The sequence below is a fragment of the Acinetobacter sp. 1000160 genome (assembly GCF_000588715.1).
Taxonomy (GTDB): Bacteria; Pseudomonadota; Gammaproteobacteria; order Pseudomonadales; family Moraxellaceae; genus Acinetobacter; species Acinetobacter courvalinii.
On sequence record NZ_JFWP02000004.1, the window covers coordinates 525614 to 545261 of the forward strand.

The window sequence follows — 19648 nt, forward strand, 5'->3', positions numbered from 1 at the left end:
TGACTTTGTCACTCTTTTATATTTCTGAATAAATTAAGCGTTTGGCTCAATCACTTGACGGGTTTCTTTGGCAATACGGCCTTCTTCATCGGTTGGAATGACCCAGATCTGTGGACCCGTGCCATTATCAATACGGCCTTCGCTACCGCGTGCCAAAGCATCGTTTTTCTCTTTGCTAAATTGCAAACCAAAGTGAGATAAATAGCCCAAGGTTTTTTCACGGACATAGGCTGAGTTTTCGCCAATACCGCCAGTGAAGACTAAACCATCCAGACGTGGCAGGCCACAACTTAAAGCAGATAAGGATTTGGCCAGACGATAGCAGAACACTTCAATCGCAAGCGTTGCATCTTCATGTCCATTTTCAGAGGCTTCTACCAAGGTGCGCATGTCATTGGATAAGCCCGACAAGCCGAGTAAACCGCTTTCTTTATTGAGCATGCTGTCAATTTTCTGGATATCCCAGCCCAGATTGCTGGCCAGGAACAGATGCAGACTTGGATCGACATCACCGCTACGGGTACCCATGACCACGCCTTCAAGCGGAGTCATGCCCATAGAGGTATCGACACTATGTCCATTCCATACGGCACAGGTTGAGCTACCGTTACCTAAGTGGGCACTGAGCCAGCCCCCCTGATTCTTGTTGCCCGCCAGTTCACTGGCACGTTCAGTGACATAGGCATGGCTGGTGCCGTGGAAGCCATAACGGCGCACTTGATGTTCGGTATATAAATATTTTGGCAGTGCATAACGATAAGCGTGTTCAGGCATGGTTTGATGGAATGCGGTATCAAAAACTGCCACTTGTGGCAGTTGCGGGAATAAGCGCATGGTAGCTTCAATCCCGATGAGGTGTGCCGGATTGTGTAAAGGGGCAAGCGGTGTCGCGGCTTCAATGCGTTCAACTAGTTCAGGTGTAAGCAGTTCTGCTTTGGTGATATTGCCGCCGTGCACTACACGGTGTCCAATTGCTTGCGGATTATAGTTGGCTAAACGTGCCAACAAGGTTTCCAGTGCTTTGGCGTGATCTGCGTAAGGAATTGAAAGTTCTAATGGCTCGCCACCCAGAGGGATCCCTTTGATACGGGCATCTGCTGCGCCCAGATTTTCTGCCAAACCGTAAATACGATCTTCACGGCGTTCCGAGATCAGTGCGTATTTGATTGATGATGAACCACAGTTAATTACTAATACAGATATAGCCACGTTTGAACACCTAACAGATTTTAAATTTTATGATGAACACTCTGATCTTGCTGCAATGCATGAGCAGTGGAATCAAGCGCAATGTTTTAACATGGGATGTCATCTTGGCGAAGATAGACTTTAGCCTATACAACCCGTTTATAAATCAACCTAATCAGTATAGGCTGGAAATCATATCTTCTTTTAATTGATCTGTAGGTTTTATCATTATTTTTGTATGTAAGTATATAAAAACACGATAAAGATCAATTAAATGGCCTTTATCGTGTTGCTGTGTTGCAATAGGTGTTTCTATTATTGGCGGATTTGACCGTCGCCAAACACAATCCATTTTTGAGAGGTTAAACCTTCTAGGCCAACTGGGCCACGGGCATGGATTTTATCGGTTGAAATCCCGATTTCTGCACCTAAACCATATTCAAAACCATCGGCAAAGCGTGTAGACGCATTGATCATGACTGAGCTTGAATCAACACGTGCCAAGAACTCACGGGCTAGACTAAAGTTTTCGGTGATGATGGCATCGGTATGGTGCGAACCATACTTATTGATATGCTCAATCGCTTCATCCATACCAGTCACCACTTTGACTGCAAGAATTGGTCCGAGATATTCAGTATACCAATCTTCCTCTGTGGCTGTTTTTACAGATACGCCTAGGATACGTTGGGTTTCCGCACAGCCGCGTAGTTCAACCTGCTTTTCAGCATACAGCTCAGCAATTAGAGGGAGGAATTCTTCTGCAATCGCTTCATCAACCAGTAAGGTTTCCATGGCATTACACACGCCATAGCGATGGGTTTTGGCATTCAGGGCAATCGGTAAGGCTTTTTGCAGGTCGGCCTGGGCTTCTACAAATACATGGCAGTTGCCATCTAAATGTTTAATCACAGGAATACGTGCTTCATTGCTAATACGTTCAATCAGGCTTTTACCACCACGCGGCACGATCACATCGACAAACTCGGTCATGGTAATCAGATGGCCAACCGCGGCACGATCCGGAGTATCAATCACCTGCACCGCATGCTCAGGTAAGCCTGAAACCTGTAAACCATGCTGGATCGCAGTGGCAATGGCCTTGTTAGACTCAAGTGCTTCCGAACCGCCACGTAAAATAATCGCGTTGCCAGATTTCAAAGCCAATGATGCTGCTTCAAGGGTTACATTCGGTCTTGATTCGTAAATCATTCCGATCACGCCTAAAGGTACACGCATTTTACCCAACTGGATACCCGATGGACGATAAGCCAGGTCCGTAATTTCCCCAATCGGGTCCACCAGACCAATGACATCTTTTAAACCTTGCAGCATGCCTTTAAAGCGTGCTGGGGTAAGCTCTAGACGATCCAGCAGGGCGCTGTCCAGTTGACGCTGGCGACCATTATCCATATCAATTTGATTGGCCGCTAAAATCTGGGCCTGATTATTTTCCAAAGCGGTATAGATCGCAGACAAGGCATGATTTTTCAAATGCGTTGAGGCACTGGTTAACATACGAGATGCCTGACGTGCCTGGGCACCGACCTGTTGCATATAATTTTGAATAGAGTCTTGCATAGCAGTTTGATATTTGCATGTATTTATATAGATAGTAACAGTCAAATGCTGAACAATGAATAGGCGAAACTGACAATTCAACAAATTATAAAACGTTAATTGGCGCAAAATTTTTTATTTTAGTGCGATGAAGATATTGAATCTAAAGCCAAGACTACATATTTTGCAAAAGATTATTCATTTAAACAAGATGAGTGGTTAAGGAAATGATTGCGTATAAAACGTGCATACGTATAGAATGAAAAAGTATAGGATAAATGTAATACAAATTTTATAAATTTGTTAACTTGCAAGAGCAAATCGCTGAAAATGAGATGCTTGCAACAGAAAAATAAACAAGGATGGAGGAAGGACATGAATTCCATTATCCAAATGGACTCGGATATAAATCATACCTACACAGGCTTTGGTTTTTTCGACATTTACAATAAAAACAGTTTTAAGCAGCCAGCACGTACCACGTGGATTGATGGCTGGAAAATTGAATATATGGCCATTGCAGATCCTAAAACGATCTATAACACGCCAATTGTAATTGTCGGGGGCGCATTTCAAAATTTTAACTCTTATAAGTATTGTGTTGAGCAACTCTTTGAGAGTGGTCCTGTGATTTTAATCGATTTACCTTCAATGGGCGCGAACCAGCAGATTCGTAATGTTGATACTGGTGAATCTGCTGGAATTCTGGAACTGCCTGATTTATCAAAAATGCTCGGTCAATGGCTGGATATTGTTGGAATCGATAAGGTTTCGATGATGGGAATGTCATTGGGGTCGGTGGTCGCTTCTTCATTTGCCGATCAACGTCCAGAACTGATTGACCGCATGGTGTTGATGGGAGTGATGCAAAAGACCCGTAAAAGCTGGCGTATGCTGCTGGAAGAATCTTTGCATTTAATGCGTGAAGACCGTATGCAAGAGTTTGGTCAGGCGGTGATTCTCTATCTTGTCAATCATGCCAAACTGGACAAGACACGTATGTCACCAACGGCCAAGCGTCTGTTCTTCAAACAGATGGCAGAGTTTAGTGCCACAGAGCGCGAGCGTTATGAAATTAACTGCAACCGTTTATTGCGTTTAAGCGATGTGCCGGTTCCGCAATGTAAGACCTTGGTTGCAGCGGGGCAATATGACAGCTTTACCTTGCCGCATGAAAATGCCGATTTTGCCTTGCAATGTCAGGATATGCAGTTTGCCCTGATTGCCAATGCAGATCATGTACCGCAATTACAACGCCGTAAAGAAACCATGAATCTGTTTACTACCTTTTTAAAAGGGGAGTCCATCGACAATCTGGATGGTATCATTCCGATGAACCGTGAACAGATGCAGCAGATGGAACGCCGTGGTGAAGAACGGATCGCAGTGTTACAACCCGAAAGTAAACTGATCCATCGTCATTTGAATACTGAAGCAGCGGTGAGCATTGTAGATATCACCTTCTTTGGCGTGTACTTAAAACTTCACCAGCTAGAGCAGCTTGATTTTGTCACGCAGCATCCACGTGACTTAGCCCTGCATTTAACAGATGAAGAAGGCGAGTTTAAAATTGAATGTTTAATCTTTGATGCAACTGAGCAAGGACTGCGCATCTTGTTTAAACATGGCAGTTTTGATATTGCAGAGCGTTTGACCCGTTTTATTCAACGCCAGAAGCCAACTGAATAACGCGTATTGTGGCATTAAAAAAGTGGCAATTTGCCACTTTCTTTTTGGCTGATGTTATTGATTGCTCGCCTGAATCATCCAGACCAGGTCTCCTAAATGTTGCTCTTTGTTTTCTAACGCGGTGTGCTCAAAAAATTGCTTCGGTTGTAGGACCTCAACCTGATGAAAACCGGCTTCCTGAAAAAAGTGTTCGACTTCAGCAGGAGTTTTAAAATGAAAACTAAAGGCACTGCGAGACATCCATTTCAGCAAGCGGCTGCTGTTCCAGATAATCGTCGCCAGTTTATTTTGGGTTGGTTCCGGATAGATATCGGTTAAATAGTGCAATGTTTTAAAGTCTTGACCATAGTGGGCAATCGCTTGAATGAGTTGTTGTAACAATGGTTTTTCAAAGTAGTTGATCAACCCTTCACTAATGACCACCAATGGGCGTTTCGGATCAAAGATTTCAAATGCTGAAGCAAAGGCTTCCGTAAACAGGTCTAGCGATAATACAGCATCGCTATGACTTTCAATTTGCTGCAATGCCGCCTGTTTGGTGGCCGCCATATCTGGTAAGTCCAGTTCACGGTAGCTGATTTCAGGGTAATGTTGTCTAAACCACCAGCCACGTGGTGATAGGCCACAGGCAATTTCTAGCACTTGTAGATCAGGATGTTGTTCAATCAGTTTTTTTAAATGGCTGTCCAGCATGCTGTGACGTTGTTTGAGTGTAGTACGCATGCTGCCACCGACATATTTTTCCGCCCAGCTTTCGATGGGATGGACTAGGGCAGCGAGTGTTTTGCCTTTTTTTGTTGCCAGCGCTGGATGTGAGATCCCCATTTGATACCAGATATAGCCTGTGTAGTGTGCAGTAAATGAAATATGGCGGTGTTTTGAAAGTTGTTGTGTCATCTGTCCTAGACTCTATTTTTCCATAAATTTATCTTTGATATTTTTTATGCCGTAATTTTCATAGCAGAGTCATGCTGTGTTCTCATCTTATTTTAGTTATCAGCCTTCGGCTCGACCCACTTTTCTTTTGGGAAAAGTAGGCAAAACCATCTGTCATCCGCAAAACCTGTTCATTCCTTGCATGTGATTAATTTCAAAATAGTAGACATAGCATCTATCTTTTTGTTATCACGCAGGTTGCGGATGACCTTACCGAGTATCTAATTGTTGAGAAAATCTTATGCAATAAAGATTTATCAATGACTCCATAAAGTTAGAACGAATTCTTAAATTCTTCAATGACTTTTCTGACGTTATGCCAGTTTTCATCGTCTAAGGTTAAGGTAGTACCGATTTGGATATTTGGAATCTTACCGCGCATACGTTCTAGGCGTTGCTGGTTTGGTAAAGGCAGTGACTGGATGCCTTCCAATGCGCTACACGCGGCAGCACGGTCATTACATACCAGTCCCATATCACAGCCTGCATTTAACGCGGCTTGAATACGGGCATCTGCACCGCCAGCGACACAGGCAGCCTGCATACTCAAGTCATCTGAGAAAAGTACGCCGTCAAATTTAAGTTGTTGACGTAAGATTTGTTGTAACCAGAAGGGTGAGAAACCTGCCGGATTTGGATCAACCTGATCATAGATCACATGCGCAGGCATCAAGGCATCCAGTTGTGGCATCAGCTTGATAAAGCTTTGCATATCCTTGTCATAGATTTCCTGATATGAACGGCTGTCGATTGCTGCGGCAACATGTGAGTCGGCTTTGACTGAACCATGTCCTGGGAAGTGTTTACCTGTTGTCGCCATGCCTGCTTTTTTCATACCGCGCATAAAGGCATCGGCAAGTGGAACGATGTCCTGCATATTTTTGGCAAAGCCGCGATCACCAATCACATCACTGACATCATTCAGGTCCAGAACAGGTGCAAAGCTGAAATCGATACCGACCGCCAATACTTCCGTTGCCATGAGCCAGCCGCATTTTTCAGCCAGCTCAACTGCCTGTTCAGGATGAGTGAGATAACGCTCGCCTAAACGTCCCATGGCCGGTAACAAGGTAAAGCCCTGTCTTAAACGCTGTACACGGCCACCTTCCTGATCGACAGCAATCAGAATTTCTGGACGGACCTGACGCATATGATCGGTTAGAGCACGGACCTGTTGAGGGGATTCAATGTTGCGCGCAAATAAAATCATGCCACCGACTTGCGGAGCTTGTAATAGTTCAATATCTTCTTGGGTAAGTTCTGTGCCAGCAATATCTAGCATCAATGCGCCGATCATAAGGATTCCGTTTGAATTTTGATGAAAAAAACGATAGCTAAATTGTGCAATGATTTGCTACATTTTGTCAGTACAGAATATGATAAAACTACATGATATTGATGATAAGTGCTTATTGGTCATTTATTTATGACGACTAATCAGTACTGCAAGTTGATAAAGTATCGAATGAAATGTGTTCATATTGACAGTATCAGCGTGTAATAATTGCCATATCCAAGGAAGTACCAAAATTTTATGAAACTTCAAATGATAGCGTGTGCAGTTGCAATTGCGACTGGTGGTTTATTTTTCTCTCACACCATGAATGAGGCGTTTGCGGCGACAGAAACACCAGTGGTTTCAACCGTTATCAAGCCAACACAAGAACAAGCGCTCGTATCACGTCAGCTCGCAACCTTGGTTGATCGCCAGCATTATTTGAATATGCGTTTAGATGCAACCACGTCAAACCGTATTCTGGATATGTATCTCGACAGTCTTGATCCAGATCATTCATTATTTTTAAGCGGTGAAGTTGCAGACTATAAGAATAAGTATGGTTCCACTTTTGGTAGCTCATTAAAAGCCGGTAACTTAACCGGGCCTTTTGCTATTCATGCGCAATATCGTGACCGTTTGAAACAATTCTATGAGTTTATGTTGGCCGAATTGAAGAAGCCGCAGAACCTGAATCAGAAAGATGTCTATCTGGAAACCGATCGTGAAAAAGCGCCTTATTTCCAGACAGCTGCTGAACAACAGGCACATTGGCAGAAAATGCTGGTGTCACAGCTGATCAATCTGACCATTAGCAAAGAAGAAGAACAGGCCAAGCAGAAAGCATTAAAGGCAGATCCATCGCTTGCCAATGGTCAGGACTTGACTGGCCCAGAAGATTTAACCCCAGTTCAGACTTTAACTAAGCGCTATACCCGTCAGTTAGAACGTATTGGTCGGGTCAAGAGTGATGATGTCCTCGACAAAACCCTGAATGCGATGATGGCGACCTATGATCCACATAGTAACTATTATCCGCCCATTGATGCGATGGAATTGAATCGTCAAACCACCTTGCAACTTGAGGGCATTGGGGTTTCGATCCGTCCAGAACGCGGCAATGAAGATTACACCAAGATCGAGACCATCGTTGAGGGTGGTCCGGCAAGTAAATCAGGTCAGGTCAAATCAGGTGACCGCATCATTGGTGTCGCTCAAGACGGCGATAAAATGGTGGATGTGATCGGCTGGCCGAGCTCGGAAATTGTGGGCTTGATTCGTGGTAAACGTGGCACCAAGGTGGTAGTGCGTCTACTAGGTGCAGGGGCACCGATGAGTCAGGCGCGTAATGTCACTTTAACGCGCGACATTATTCAGGAAGAAGATGCCGGTGTTCGTTCGCGTACGGTTGAAATCACCCGTGATGGTAAAAAACACCTATTTGGCGTACTTGAAATTCCTTCTTTCTACTTTGATTATCGCTCACGTCGTGCGGGAACTGAGTACCGTTCAGTCTCAGAAGATACGGCTAAAGCGCTGGAATCACTGAAAGCACAGAAAGTAGAAGGGGTACTGGTGGACTTGCGTAATGACCCGGGTGGTTCTTTGGAAGAAGTTGCGCGTATGCTGGGTCAGGTAATCAAGTCAGGGCCAGTGGTTCAGATCCGTGATGGCAATGGTAATGTCAATGTCTTTGAAGATACCGATGGCGGCGAGCAGCTTTATGCCGGCCCGATGGCGGTATTGGTCAACTTGGCATCGGCTTCTGCCAGCGAAATCTATTCTGCTGCGATTCAGGACTATGAGCGTGGCATCATTATCGGTAGCACGACTACAGGTAAAGGTACGGCTCAGGTACAACTGGATTCACTTGCTTATGGTCAGGCAACGCTGACACAGCGTAAGTTCTACCGTATTACCGGTGGAAGTACGCAAAATAAAGGTGTAATCCCGGATATCAAACTGGTGGATATCTACAATGAGGAGTTTGGTGAGCGTAAAGCCAAAAATGCCTTGAAGTGGGACACTATTCCAACCGCGCCATTTAAGCGTGAAGGTTCAGTTCAACCGTATATTGCCAAGTTAACGGAAACATCTCAGCAACGTGTTGCAGCAGACTCACAGTTCAAGTATCTAGAAGCGCGTAAAGCGATTGCCAAGAAAACCTCTGATCAGAAGAAAGTGGTACTGGATATCAACCAGCGCCGTGCTGAACTGATTGATCTGGAAAAACAAACCTTGAATGCTGAAAACCAGCGTCGTGCGGCAACAGGTCAGGCACCTTATGCCAACTGGGAAAGTTATCAGGCTTCAATTGACGCCTTGGTTGAATCACGGGCCAAGATGAAAGCACATTTACGTCCGCCACTGCCTGAAGAAGAAACCTTTATTACAGAAGCGGCAAATGTCCTTTTAGATTATGCCAAGCTGCAAAATCGTTAAGTTGATATGGTTTTAAATAAAAAGCCCTGTTTGATACAGGGCTTTTTATTGCTGTCTTGATGGTGATTTCAATTTGGACGTATAGATGTCAAGATCATCGGAAGCTGGCGTAATTTGATGGTTCTAAATTTTAAATAGAATAAGCGTCCTTATCCATTGTTCAGTATAAAGACGCTTTGGGCTTAAATAACAGAGCAGTGCCGCTGCATGATCCGAGTAATCTTTTCTACCTGTTTTAGCAACAAGCGCTACTCAGTGCGTATCCAGATTTGATTACGACCCAGCGCAGAAATCCCCAGATAACCCCGTAAATGCAGACGTTTGCCATTGGCGCTTAATTTGGCTTTCATGCTGTAAATCTTGCCTGTATTCGGGTCCAGAATACGTCCACTGGTATAGTTAAGACCTTCACTATGTTTTAAGCCTGTCAACACATCCAGTCCGATAATCGGTTTATTGGTATAGGGCGCGGGGCAGTCCACACAGATTTCCTTGGGTACATAACCTGTCCGTGGGGTAATTTTCACAACTTTACCTGTATAGGTACCATTGGCCTCTTGGCGAATTTCAACGATCCCTTTTGGTGCACCTGTTTTATCATCGATACTTTGCCAGAGACCAGTGATGTCTTGGGCAAAGCTAAAGCTGCTGATCATGGTTAAAAATAAAATACTGATTAAGCTTTTACTCATTATTAAAAATCCGTTTAACAGTCATTTTTATTATGTAGGATATCTAATAAGCGATTCAATCTTTATTTTACATTTGTATATTAATATTTGAAAATTCAATGGTTTTTAATTTTTTGATTAAAAAAGCCTCTCCATTTTAAAATAATGAAGAGGCTTTTTAAATTTATTTAAATATACGTCGGGCCGTTTGATGCTCCCTACAAATATTTACTCTGCCCGAATCCAGATCTGATTCCGGCCTAATGCAGAAACACCCAAATAACCGCGTAAATGCAGACGTTTACCGTTGGCACTGAGTTTGGCTTTCATACTGTAAATTTTACCTGTATTCGGATCGAGAATCCGGCCATGGGTATAATTCGAACCATCACTGTATTTTAAGCCGGTGACCACATCCAGACCGACAATCGGTTTGTTGGTATAGGGTGCAGGGCAATCTACACAGGTTTCTTTAGGTGTATAGCCCGTACGTGGTGTTATTTTTACAACTTTTCCAGCATAGGTACCATTCGATTCTTTACGAATTTCCACCAGTGCCTTCGGTGCTCCGGTTTTGTCATCAATACTTTGCCAGAGCCCCGTAATATCCTCTGCAAAAGTAAAACTGCTGATTGCAGTCAAGCATAACGCCCCGATTAATTTTTTCCCCATTATTAAAAATCCTTTTAATATTCAAGCATTCATTATGAAGGATTTTTGACAACCAGTTCAACCTTTAACTGATATTTGTGGCAAATTTTAAGATAAAGATAAAATAAAAGTCGGCAGCCAGATTGCGGTAAATACGCCATTCACAGCCATACCGAATGCAGCATATCGGCCTGCAACGGGTCCACGTTGCCATGCCTGTGCAGTACCAATGGCATGTGCTGCCAGACCTAGGGCCAGGCCCGAAGCACGTTCATCATGGATATGTTTTAAGATGAATGGTGAGAATGCAGCCCCAATCACACCGGATAGAATCACAATCAGGGTCACCATCATTAAAGGGGCATGTAGCAGGGTTGCAATGTTCAGCGCAATTGGCGTGGTTACAGCACGGGTAGCAAATGCCAGAATGGTCGGCTCGGACATATGCAGTAAATACGCTAGCCCCATTGGTAAAGCCACTGCACTGATACTTGCGAAACACAAGATACCGATCATGGATTTAAGCGGTAAGTCATCATAGCGCATCGCAGCCAGAGGAATCGCTAAAGCCACGGTGACATAGCCGAGCAGGTGATTAAAAACATTATTCACATGATCCATGTACTGCTGATAGGGAATCCCGAAAATGGCTAAGAACGCGATGACAATAAACATGCCGAAAACGATTAAGGGAATCTGTGGAAATTTCTGATTCAGCGGTTTGGCCAGAAGATAACTGATCAAGGTAATGATAAAGCCATAGATAACCATAGACATCGATCAGCTCCTTATAACCAACGCTTCGCCATTTTGGCATAGATCCATAATGGCAATAATGTACTGAATGTTAAAATAAATAGAAAGGCAGGAATTTCCTTGCCCATATGCACCAGCATGATTAACGAACCGGCACAGATGGGTAAAAAGGCAAACGCACTTTCTTTCAAGATTTTATTGTTGGTATCAATCAGACGATTGGAGATTTTTTTAAAGCGTCGCCAGATCAATAAGGTGATTAACAGACTAATTAGCCCGACCAGATTGCCCAGTTCAGGATGACCAAAAGCCGTTGTGATCGCGACAGCTCCTTCACGATAGCCAATAATTAATAAAATCGTGCCAAACCAAGCTGTCCAATCAATATTCTTCATTTTATTTGTTACTCTCGTTAATCTAAACGATGGCTGATCGCAATTAGGATGAGTGAGGGCCGATCTCAAATTCTTCCAAAGGTCGCTGGAATAGGGAAGCTTTTTTCCCCAGTATTTCGTCTAATGGCAAATGAGCCTGTTTAATGAGTTGTTCCAGCTTATGTGGTGCAATACAGACCGACAGGTGTAAATTGCCATGATCATCATAATGTTCAGACTGAATGACATTCAGGGTATATAACTGGGTACGTAATTTCCCATAAGCAGGTTTTAACACTAAATCAAAATCTTGTAACTGGCCCAACAGACATTGTTGTACCGCTTGCGCAAGCAGCTCCAAGCCTTGACCCGAATGCGCTGAAACATAGACACGATCAGGCAGATCTGCTGATTTATAAATAATTTTGGGCGCATCACCGCTCAGGTCAATTTTATTGTAAACATGCAAGATGGGTGCATCGGCACCAATTTCTTTGAGAACAGATTCAACCGCTTCAATTTGCTCTGGCATATTCGGACTGCTGCTATCAATCACATGCAGGAGTAAGGTGGCCTCTAAGGTTTCTTCCAAGGTTGCTTTAAATGATTCAACCAGATCATGCTGCAGATTTCTGACAAAGCCGACGGTATCTGCCAGTACTACCGTGCCAATACCATCCCAGTCTAAACGGCGTAAGGTTGGATCCAGCGTGGCAAACAGTTGATCTGCGGCATAGACATCACTTTTTGCCAGAAGATTAAATAAGGTTGATTTGCCCGCATTGGTATAACCCACCAGTGAAATGGTCGGGATCGCGGCTTTTTGTCTTGCAGCACGACCTTGCAGGCGGGGTTGTTGTACTTTGACCAGTTTATCCTTGAGCTGGGTAATCCGCACCCGAATTAAACGACGGTCGGTTTCAAGTTGTGATTCACCGGGTCCACGCAGGCCGATCCCGCCTTTTTGCTGTTCCAGATTACCGGTAAAACCACGAATCAGGCGAGTGGATAAATGTTTGAGTTGGGCCAGTTCGACCTGTAATTTACCTTCATGGGTCCGCGCGCGTAAGGCGAAAATATCCAGAATTAACCCCGTGCGGTCAATCACACGACATTTCAAGATCCGTTCCAGGTTACGTTCCTGGGCGGGTGACAGGGAATGGTCAAAAATAACCAGTTCAGCTTCGAGACTTTGCACCAGTTCTGCGATTTCATCGACTTTACCTGAACCAATGAAAAATTTCGGGTCAGGTTTATTACGCTGCACAGAAAGATGTTCAAGGATTTCAGCGCCAGCGGATTGAGCAAGCAATCGAAACTCTTCAGCATCAAGATCATCGAGGAGCTGAACAGACACACTGACTAAAATTGCCCGTTCACCGCTTTGACGCTGCTCAAAATTTTCCACGCGACTATGTAATCCTTATTCTTAAAGTCTTATTCTAGAATAAACTTCAAGCAAAGGGCAAAGCCTTACACGATTTATATGACATTACGACGTAAAAGCTCAATGAAACCGACCAGTGTGCCCATATATAGAATTGACCAGCCGAGAAACATTCTCAGTGCATAGCCATAAGGAACTGGGGTTTGGTTTGCTGATGTTGTGCTTTGTAGATTCATCACATCACCTTTTAATCAGTAAATTCGATTTATTTATATTAATTGATCTGATAAACCTTTTAAAATTGAAAAAAATTATGTTCGCATTCGTTTTTTATGATGCAGATAACTTCTATAAGTCGATATCGGCATGATATAACTGGATGAATTCAATGCACATGTGCATCTATGCGTACGGTTTTAATGATTTATGACTCAAGAAGTAACAGCGGTAAATAAAACCCCATTAAATTTAATCTCTAAATTGAGTTTGTATAGTAAAAAATTAGCCTCAGGCCTGGAAACAATAGGTGAAGGCTTTTATCTGATTTACCGTCATGGTCTATATAAAGATCCCAATAATCCAGTCAATACCCGATACGTACAGTACTTCTGTCGCCGTTTATGCGAAGTGTTCAATATCGAAGTCGAAGTCCACGGGACCATTCCGCGTGAACCTGCGCTTTGGGTCAGCAATCATATTTCATGGCTGGACGTTGCGGTGCTGGGGTCGGGTGCACGAATTTTCTTCTTGGCCAAAGCTGAAGTTGAAAGATGGCCGATTCTGGGAAAACTGGCAAAAGGCGGCGGGACTTTATTTATCAAACGTGGATCAGGTGATTCGATCCGTATCCGTGAACAGATTACAGAATTCTTAAAACAGGATATTCCGGTTCTGTTCTTCCCGGAAGCGACCACAACAGATGGGCGTAAAGTCAAAAAGGTGCATGGACGTTTATTGGGTGCGGCCATTGAGGCACAACGTCCGGTACAGGTCTGTGTGATTTGCTATGTCAACCAGAACGGAGAACTCGATCTGGTGGCGCCGTTTATTGGTGAAATGACCTTTGCAGAACATGTGCAGCATGTCTTGGAAATGCCGAAAGTTACCGCACATCTGATGACTTTACCTGCGATTTCAGTCGAAGGGCATACTGTAGATAGCCTGACCAAAGAAGTTGACCGCCAGATGCGCGCCGGTCTGGCCAAATTACAGCAGAAGGTGTTGACGGTCTTGCCAGAAACGGCTGAGACTACATAAAGCCTTCGATTGGCAACCATGAAATGATTTTTACGCCAGCTTTTTGCCACCATTTCATCTTGGGTTCTTTGGTATAAATCAAAGGACCTCTAGGTGTTTCTCTCTGCCAGGTAATTTTCTTATTGGCATCCAATACTAACCGATAGGCATAGGTTTTCAGGTTTTGATCCATGGTGGCATGCACGGCTTGTGCTAAGGGTAGGCTATTCAGTAATACCCCGATTTCAGTATTTAAATAGGCAGAACGGGGGTCAAAATTAAAGGAACCAATAAATACCTGTTTCTCATCCAGCGCCATCAATTTGGCATGCAGGCTGGAACGACTCAGTCCCTTAAGATTGACCTTGGCTTTTTTCGCTAACTCTTCGGTATGTTTATCTAAATCATTTTTATCCAATGCGGGGAGGAACTCATACAGCTGCACCCCATTTTCCAGCAGTTCCTGACGATATTTCCCATAAAAGGCATGAACCACCGCCACGTCATTGGCTTTAAAGGAGTTGGTGAGTACTCTGACCTTGACTCCATCTTGCGCCAGTTCACTTAAAATTTTTGCGCCTTTCTTTTCCGGAACAAAATAAGCCGAGATCAGATCAATATTTTTTTCAGGCTGTTCCAGATGATTGATCAGCTGGAAATTCAAGTGCTCTTCTTTTTTGGCTTTGGATTTAATTTTATCCGGGGAGTCCTTCACCACCTCGGCCTTGACCCATTCCAGAGAAATATCCCGATTCATGAGTGAATCAATGGCTTGAGAACGGCTGGGCAGGTCGACATAATTCTGTACCGTAATCCGTTTATAGTGCTCATCCAGTTGCTGCTTTAAACTTTCATAGCTCAGTCGATGCGATTTTGGATTGACAATTTCCCTGACATCGTAGGCATATTCGTGATTCCAGTAATCATCAAACGATTTGGAAATATCATTGACGGCTGTGCCGAACAGCATCACGTCCACATCGGAAAACTGGTAATTATCACTGACATTATAATACTGGTTGGTCATGTTGCGACCGCCAATCAAGGCCACCTGGTGATCGGCAATAAAACTTTTGTTATGCATCCGGCGGTTAATGCGTTTCAGATCCAGTACCATATCCAGTGCACGGTATTTGCGGAACCGGTACGGATTAAATAATTTAATTTCTATATTGGGATGCTGGGCCAGCGCCAGAAAAATACCTTCCGTATGTTTGGCATTATTATCATCAATCAGTAATCTGACTTTTACCCCACGATCAGCGGCACGAATTAAAGCGTGTAGTGCCAAAGCCCCAACTTTGTCGTTATCCCAGATATAATATTGTAAATCCAGTGTTTTTTCGGCTTTATCAATCAAACGAAGACGCGTTGCCAGTGCTTCTAGCGGTTCATATAACACGTGATAGCCAGTCAGGTCGGGATGTTGTTCTTGTAAAGGACGGATCACCTGAGCCAAAGAAGTTTGGGTGGTATCGATCTGGGCAACGGTCTGGATTACCGGTTCCAGCTTATGCTTGGGGAGCGTACTACACCCCGTCACAGTCAACGCAATGGCGCAATAAATCGCAAGCATATTTTTATTGTAAGCGGTTGTACTTATCTTTGTATGTTTGCCATTTAAATGAGAAAATTGCGTCATAATCGTTACTGATTAAAAGTTGGGCTCGAGTATACCATTTCATCGAAAAAGATAAATATAAGATGAGACGTATGTCCCTAAAGTGAAGTTAATGAGGGCTGTAATGTCGGATTCAGATACTGTTATTGTTGGTTTTTATCTTATTTTTGCTGTTCTGGCATTATGGGCATTGATTCAGGCCTGGGTCCATCAGGCACGTACAGAAACCATTCATCCTTTTAAAGCCTTTGTACATTTGCTGGCGTTTTATCTTTCGTATTTATTGGTCCCGCTGTGGTGCTTTAGTCTGTATGCCGGCTGGGTGGGCTATTACAGCCTGCATCAGGCGGGATTTATCTTCTTGTTAAGCAGTGTGCTGATTTATGCACGCTTCATTGAACCGCATCAGATTCATATCAAACGTCATCAATACCGTCTCAATCCAAAGCGTGAGTTTACTCGTCCGGTCAAGGTCGCATTGGTGGCCGATATGCATGTCGGTCTCTTTTCTGGACACGAACGCCAGTTAAAAATCATTGTGAAGAAGCTGAATCAGGAGCAACCTGATCTGGTGGTGGTGGCAGGGGACTGGACCTATGAGCCGGAAAACCGTTTGGTGCAAGAACTGGAAGTGCTCAAGCAAATACAGGCGCCGGTCTATTCTGTACCCGGTAATCATGACGAACAATATCCTGGCCCACCCATTCAGGCCCTGTTGAGTAAAGCGCTAGAACAGAATAATGTGATGGATATTGAAGGCAAAATTGTCGATTTTGACGAATTCCGTCTCATCGGGATTGGTGATTTGTGGGCAGGTAAGGCGAATATGCGCTTTATGCCTGAGTTGCCGCAAGACAAGCCTTGGCTGATTTTGTCGCATAATCCGGATACCGTGGATATGGTGCCTGAATTACCGACGCGTCCCCTGATGTTATCGGGCCATACCCATGGCGGGCAGATCGAACTGCCTTGGATTACCAACTATATTATGAAGCGGGTGTCGATTCTGGGACATAAAAAAGGTTTTTATACACATGAACATGCGGATGTATTTGTGACGGTGGGAACTGGTATGGTGGGTGTACCGTTTCGGTTTAGAGTGCCCCCAACAGTGGATATTATCGAATTGATTTAAATAAAAAAGCCGACTGAATTGAGTCGGCTTTTTTTTGATTGCAATGCGTTAAGGAATAATAATTACATTCACGCGGCGGTTGCTGGCACGGTTTTCATCCGAAGTATTCGGTACAAACGGTTGATTCGAGCCACGGCCGAGTACCGTTAAATTATTGGGTTTAAAACCCTGTTCGATGAAAATAGAAGAAACGCTTTGAGCACGTTCTTCTGAAAGTTTCTGGTTATATTCAGGATTGCCGATATTATCGGTATGGCCGACAATTTTTAATTTTTGTAGGTCATATTTATTCAGCTGCGTTGCAAGACGTACAATCTCTTGCTGATGCTCCGGCTTAATATTGACCTTATTGAAATCAAATAACAAACGTTCTGGTAAGCCGAGACTCCAGCCTTCATCCGTTAATACGAACCCCTCTTTTTTTAACATCTTGACCTGACGATATTTCAACGGGCCAAAACTTAAACATCCAGCCAATGTTAGGCAGAGTAACGCAATAAATGAAATTTTAATGGTGTGTGCGCGCATAACATGTCCTAAATTTCTGGTTTATAAAGAAACCAATGTGGATTTAAACTTTTAGCTTTATACATGGCTTGATCCGCTTGCATAATCAAATCCTCCGGATTCTCTGCAAACTGAGAAAAGGCAATTCCTAAGCTAAAACCAAAATGAATAATTTCACCATTGAAATCTAAAGGCTCCTTGCAACTGGCCAGTAGACCTTCAGCAATGGTCTGTAAATGATCCGCATGAGGGATAGAATGCAGGATAATAGCAAACTCATCCCCACCCAAACGGGCAATAAAATCCTCATGGCGGACAGAAAGTTTTAAACGGTCGCCCATTTCTTTTAGCACCGCATCCCCAGCCAGATGTCCATACTGATCATTAATCATCTTGAAATTATTATTATCAATAAAGAGTAAAGCTGAATTGTGACGGTATTGCGGATTCTCAAAAATATTAAACAGCTCTTGATAGAAATAATGACGGTTTGGCAGGCTGGTCAGCTGATCATGATGAGCCTGAAATGAAAGTTGACGATTTTCTTTTTGCAGATGCGTATGCCAAATCTGAATTTCTTCTAGCAGTTCATTAAATACCGCATTTAAATTCTGGAACTCTTTAATATGGTTGTTGGGAAAGCGCAGATTATAGGCTTTCTGGTCACTGACCAGCTGGGCGATATGGGTCAGCGGCTTAATCGACTGCATGATTTGGCGATAGGTGATATTCACTGACCATAATAAGGCAATCACAATAAAGAACATTGAAATTGCCAGACCGATAATAATGGTTTTCAGAAAATGTAAAATATTTTCTGAACTTCCATATAACACCAATTCCCCTACTTTTTTCTTGTGGTGCACAATCATTAACTTGACGGGATCATGTAAAAACCAGCGATCCATCAGGTCCTGCATCATGGAAGTATGGGCTATTTTTTTGGTACTTTCGGCAAGAAGCTGATGTTGAGGATCATACACATGAATCGTTCGAATGGCATGTTCACGCGTATAATCATCCAGAATCTGGTCAATCGCGCCTTTATCCCGAAACACTACGGCTGGCTGGATCCGTTCAAGCACGGTCTGGCTCAAAAGCTGCAAGTTCTGTTTGGCATAAGTTTCCATGGTAAACATGGAAATTGTGGCAAAGGTAAAAGAACAAATCACAAAGGTAATCGCAAAAATCGCAAACTGCGATTTACGGAATAATGCATGTAAGGAAGTGGACTGATATAGATTGGAAATCATCTGCACTTACTCCGCATTCTTCGCCAAGAGCAAGACTCTTGGATCGATATGAACTTTGGAATAACTCAATGCTTCCAGATTCACCTTAAAGGTCGAATAGGTTTTCTTATTATATAAGCAGAAAATACTGCCGACTTCACACGCCGGATTATTGGTGCTTAAAGAAAGTAATGAGCGAGATGGGTAAGCCTGAATCAGGTTTTGCTGTTGTTGTGGCGAGGTCGTGGTGAAATAAGCCACATGACATTCTGTTTTAGCAAAATCTCTGGCACTCACAGCCTGCACTTGATAATCGTAAGCAAGCTGACGGATATTTGACTGAAACTGATTGGCTGCTTCCGTATTGTCAATCACACAAATAGAAGGGCGGGTGGTATTCGACCATTTACTATAACTTAATATTGATAATGCTAACTCATAGAAGTTATGCGTCGAAATGGCATAGCAAAGCGGGCTCACAGCTACCGAAGCTGCAAGCAAGATAGATCGAGCTTTGATATTTAAAAACCGTATTTTCAATCAGAAGTGCCAAAAAGTGTGAAGCAAGAGACATATTCTACTGGACTTAATTGTTTAAAAAAAGTTCTTAATTACTCAGAAAAGCCAATAAAAGTAACTATTCAGTTCAAAAAGTATGCGTTCGATCAAATAAATCAAATAAAATTAAAAAAGGGTGTTGCATTGGTTAGGGAATACTGTAGAATGCACATCCATCGGCGGTGATGCGGATAAAAACTTGTTGAGAAACAAGGATTTGGCTAAAGTGGTTAGATTCTTGAGTTAGTTGATAAGTTTGCTAAATATCTAAATTACCTGTTGACTTTTAAGAAATTGAGAGTAATATAGCCGACCTAGCTTGATGATGACGAATCATTGAGAAGATCATTAAGAGAATAGAAGAACAACTTGTGTGGATTTTTACTGGTTGATCGATCGAAAATATTTCATTGATTAATTGGTTTAAAT

General features: G+C 43.2%; 18 protein-coding genes. 4 read left to right on the forward strand and 14 right to left on the reverse strand.

Annotated elements, in window-relative coordinates:
* Positions 1-33: 33 nt before the first annotated feature.
* A complete protein-coding gene (locus tag J699_RS07305) occupies positions 34-1209 on the reverse strand; it encodes an acetate/propionate family kinase (protein WP_032882846.1) in 1176 nt (391 codons plus the stop codon).
* A 294-nt stretch (positions 1210-1503) separates the two neighbouring features.
* Complete coding sequence (locus J699_RS07300) at positions 1504-2769, reverse strand: glutamate-5-semialdehyde dehydrogenase (RefSeq protein WP_005227310.1); 1266 nt, start codon at positions 2767-2769, stop codon at positions 1504-1506.
* Positions 2770-3123: 354 nt separating this feature from the next.
* Between J699_RS07300 and J699_RS07295 the strand changes: the two genes are divergently transcribed.
* Positions 3124-4437, forward strand: a complete 1314-nt coding sequence (locus tag J699_RS07295; RefSeq protein ID WP_032868715.1) for an alpha/beta fold hydrolase — start codon at positions 3124-3126, stop codon at positions 4435-4437.
* Between the two features lie 54 nt (positions 4438-4491).
* Here J699_RS07295 and J699_RS07290 read toward each other — a convergent pair whose 3' ends face one another.
* Positions 4492-5334 carry a class I SAM-dependent methyltransferase gene (locus J699_RS07290; protein WP_032868716.1) on the reverse strand — a complete coding sequence of 281 codons (843 nt, stop codon included), beginning with the start codon at positions 5332-5334 and terminating at the stop codon, positions 4492-4494.
* 313 nt (positions 5335-5647) lie between these two features.
* Positions 5648-6670 carry a beta-N-acetylhexosaminidase gene (nagZ, locus tag J699_RS07285; RefSeq protein ID WP_032868717.1) on the reverse strand — a complete coding sequence of 341 codons (1023 nt, stop codon included), beginning with the start codon at positions 6668-6670 and terminating at the stop codon, positions 5648-5650.
* 237 nt (positions 6671-6907) lie between these two features.
* Here nagZ and J699_RS07280 point away from each other — a divergent pair, with 237 nt between their 5' ends.
* Positions 6908-9091, forward strand: coding sequence for a carboxy terminal-processing peptidase (locus tag J699_RS07280; protein ID WP_032868718.1), 2184 nt, complete (start codon positions 6908-6910; stop codon positions 9089-9091).
* Positions 9092-9339: 248 nt separating this feature from the next.
* Here the strand turns inward: J699_RS07280 and J699_RS07275 are convergent, their stop codons facing one another.
* From J699_RS07275 to J699_RS19640, 6 genes are all read right to left on the reverse strand, one after another.
* Complete coding sequence (locus J699_RS07275) at positions 9340-9783, reverse strand: DUF2147 domain-containing protein (RefSeq protein ID WP_276553321.1); 444 nt, start codon at positions 9781-9783, stop codon at positions 9340-9342.
* Between the two features lie 207 nt (positions 9784-9990).
* Positions 9991-10434, reverse strand: coding sequence for a DUF2147 domain-containing protein (locus J699_RS07270; protein ID WP_005227299.1), 444 nt, complete (start codon positions 10432-10434; stop codon positions 9991-9993).
* Positions 10435-10521: 87 nt separating this feature from the next.
* Positions 10522-11190, reverse strand: coding sequence for an LrgB family protein (locus J699_RS07265; protein WP_032868720.1), 669 nt, complete (start codon positions 11188-11190; stop codon positions 10522-10524).
* Positions 11191-11201: 11 nt separating this feature from the next.
* Positions 11202-11564 (reverse strand): hypothetical protein, encoded by a 363-nt coding sequence (locus tag J699_RS07260; RefSeq protein WP_032868721.1) that lies wholly within the window; start codon positions 11562-11564, stop codon positions 11202-11204.
* A gap of 43 nt (positions 11565-11607) precedes the next feature.
* A complete protein-coding gene (gene hflX, locus J699_RS07255) occupies positions 11608-12951 on the reverse strand; it encodes a ribosome rescue GTPase HflX (protein WP_032868722.1) in 1344 nt (447 codons plus the stop codon).
* A gap of 74 nt (positions 12952-13025) precedes the next feature.
* Entirely contained in the window at positions 13026-13166 is a 141-nt protein-coding gene (locus J699_RS19640; protein ID WP_165569303.1) for a hypothetical protein, read from the reverse strand.
* 190 nt (positions 13167-13356) lie between these two features.
* On the opposite strand from J699_RS19640, the gene J699_RS07250 reads away from it, so the two are divergent.
* A complete protein-coding gene (locus J699_RS07250; protein ID WP_032868723.1) occupies positions 13357-14187 on the forward strand; it encodes a lysophospholipid acyltransferase family protein in 831 nt (276 codons plus the stop codon).
* On the opposite strand, the gene J699_RS07245 is transcribed toward J699_RS07250, so the two are convergent.
* Positions 14180-15742, reverse strand: coding sequence for a phospholipase D family protein (locus tag J699_RS07245; RefSeq protein WP_228133444.1), 1563 nt, complete (start codon positions 15740-15742; stop codon positions 14180-14182). The two genes, J699_RS07250 and J699_RS07245, sit on opposite strands and share 8 nt — an antisense overlap.
* Positions 15743-15911: 169 nt before the next feature.
* Here J699_RS07245 and J699_RS07240 point away from each other — a divergent pair, with 169 nt between their 5' ends.
* Complete coding sequence (locus J699_RS07240; RefSeq protein ID WP_032868725.1) at positions 15912-16922, forward strand: metallophosphoesterase; 1011 nt, start codon at positions 15912-15914, stop codon at positions 16920-16922.
* A 48-nt stretch (positions 16923-16970) separates the two neighbouring features.
* Here the strand turns inward: J699_RS07240 and J699_RS07235 are convergent, their stop codons facing one another.
* The 3 genes from J699_RS07235 to J699_RS07225 are packed head-to-tail and all read right to left on the reverse strand — an operon-like array spanning position 16971 to position 19162.
* Positions 16971-17450, reverse strand: a complete 480-nt coding sequence (locus tag J699_RS07235; RefSeq protein WP_032868726.1) for an OmpA family protein — start codon at positions 17448-17450, stop codon at positions 16971-16973.
* Between the two features lie 8 nt (positions 17451-17458).
* The gene (locus tag J699_RS07230) at positions 17459-18682 is read right to left on the reverse strand and encodes a diguanylate cyclase domain-containing protein (RefSeq protein WP_032868764.1); all 1224 of its coding nucleotides are present in this window, start codon (positions 18680-18682) and stop codon (positions 17459-17461) included.
* A 6-nt stretch (positions 18683-18688) separates the two neighbouring features.
* A complete protein-coding gene (locus J699_RS07225) occupies positions 18689-19162 on the reverse strand; it encodes a YfiR family protein (RefSeq protein WP_032868727.1) in 474 nt (157 codons plus the stop codon).
* Between the last annotated feature and the right edge of the window lie 486 nt (positions 19163-19648).

Excerpts from the sequence above, each read along its gene's own strand:
- J699_RS07300 (WP_005227310.1), bottom strand. The coding sequence starts at position 2,769 with ATGCAAGACTCTATTCAAAATTATATGCAACAGGTCGGTGCCCAGGCA.
- J699_RS07295 (WP_032868715.1), top strand. The coding sequence starts at position 3,124 with ATGAATTCCATTATCCAAATGGACTCGGATATAAATCATACCTACACA.
- J699_RS07290 (WP_032868716.1), bottom strand. The coding sequence starts at position 5,334 with ATGACACAACAACTTTCAAAACACCGCCATATTTCATTTACTGCACAC.
- nagZ (WP_032868717.1), bottom strand. The coding sequence starts at position 6,670 with ATGATCGGCGCATTGATGCTAGATATTGCTGGCACAGAACTTACCCAA.
- J699_RS07280 (WP_032868718.1), top strand. The coding sequence starts at position 6,908 with ATGAAACTTCAAATGATAGCGTGTGCAGTTGCAATTGCGACTGGTGGT.
- J699_RS07275 (WP_276553321.1), bottom strand. The coding sequence starts at position 9,783 with ATGAGTAAAAGCTTAATCAGTATTTTATTTTTAACCATGATCAGCAGC.
- J699_RS07270 (WP_005227299.1), bottom strand. The coding sequence starts at position 10,434 with ATGGGGAAAAAATTAATCGGGGCGTTATGCTTGACTGCAATCAGCAGT.
- J699_RS07265 (WP_032868720.1), bottom strand. The coding sequence starts at position 11,190 with ATGTCTATGGTTATCTATGGCTTTATCATTACCTTGATCAGTTATCTT.
- J699_RS07260 (WP_032868721.1), bottom strand. The coding sequence starts at position 11,564 with ATGAAGAATATTGATTGGACAGCTTGGTTTGGCACGATTTTATTAATT.
- J699_RS19640 (WP_165569303.1), bottom strand. The coding sequence starts at position 13,166 with ATGAATCTACAAAGCACAACATCAGCAAACCAAACCCCAGTTCCTTAT.
- J699_RS07250 (WP_032868723.1), top strand. The coding sequence starts at position 13,357 with ATGACTCAAGAAGTAACAGCGGTAAATAAAACCCCATTAAATTTAATC.
- J699_RS07245 (WP_228133444.1), bottom strand. The coding sequence starts at position 15,742 with ATGCTTGCGATTTATTGCGCCATTGCGTTGACTGTGACGGGGTGTAGT.
- J699_RS07240 (WP_032868725.1), top strand. The coding sequence starts at position 15,912 with ATGTCGGATTCAGATACTGTTATTGTTGGTTTTTATCTTATTTTTGCT.
- J699_RS07235 (WP_032868726.1), bottom strand. The coding sequence starts at position 17,450 with ATGCGCGCACACACCATTAAAATTTCATTTATTGCGTTACTCTGCCTA.
- J699_RS07230 (WP_032868764.1), bottom strand. The coding sequence starts at position 18,682 with ATGATTTCCAATCTATATCAGTCCACTTCCTTACATGCATTATTCCGT.